General features: G+C 58.9%; 1 protein-coding gene. It reads right to left on the minus strand.

The features are described from left to right. Window positions 1–737 (minus strand): IclR family transcriptional regulator (locus tag E1288_RS46500; RefSeq protein ID WP_132495751.1); only part of this gene is annotated, 737 nt, incomplete at its 3' end. Window positions 738–858 lie beyond the last annotated feature (121 nt).

Consider the following 858-nt stretch of genomic DNA (forward strand, 5'->3'; position numbering starts at 1 on the left):
GCAGACTTACTGGCCTCCATCCGGACCGCGTCCAAATTCATCGAATCAACCGGGCCCGCGACGGACATCCCGGCCACAATCCGCCTATCCGCCCCGAAGATCGGAACCGCAACCTCAGCTTCGTCACGAAGATATTCGCCATGTGAGTACGCCACAGATTTTCGGCGAACAATCGTCAGCTCACAGCTGAGATCGCCAATCCTTGTAATCGTCATTGCTGTGAACCGCTCCAGCTCCCGCTCGGCGAGCCCGGCGATGGCGTCACGCTCATATGAGAGGAACAGCTTGCCCACCGCGCTGCAGTGCGCCGGCACGGGCTGCCGGAAGCTGTCGTTATGCCACTGATGATGCAGTCGATCCGAGTAGAAGACGTAGCCTCGGTGCAACACTCCAACGCTCACCGCAGAATGCGTCCGCTCATATAGCGACAGTAGGAAAGGCATCAGCTTACGCTGCAGTGCAGCAGCTCGAATTGCTTCCGGTCTCGGCTGAAGCATTTGGTTACCAAGTGTGTAACCATCACCTGCTCTTTCCGCAAACCCTCGCGCAACGAGCGTGTTCAATATCCGGTGCACGGTTGCCTTGGAGAGACTAGTAGCACGGGCAAGGCCGGATAGGCTGGACGGCGAACCATGCGCTGCCAACGCCTCCAGAAGCGACAACGCTCGATCAACGCTGCGCGTGAAGCCTCCTTGCGTCTCTGCGCGATCCGAGGCCTGGCATAGCTGCTCTCTCATCGTCACACGCTCCTCGTTTGCAGGACCGGGGAGCTACAGGCTTGCCTAGGTACAGGACCAGCAACAGACCTAGATAGAACTCCGTGCACTTTTGATCGCCCTGATGGGGCCACACGGACAG

Source organism: Saccharopolyspora elongata, from assembly GCF_004348985.1.
Classification (GTDB): Bacteria; Actinomycetota; Actinomycetes; order Mycobacteriales; family Pseudonocardiaceae; genus Saccharopolyspora; species Saccharopolyspora elongata.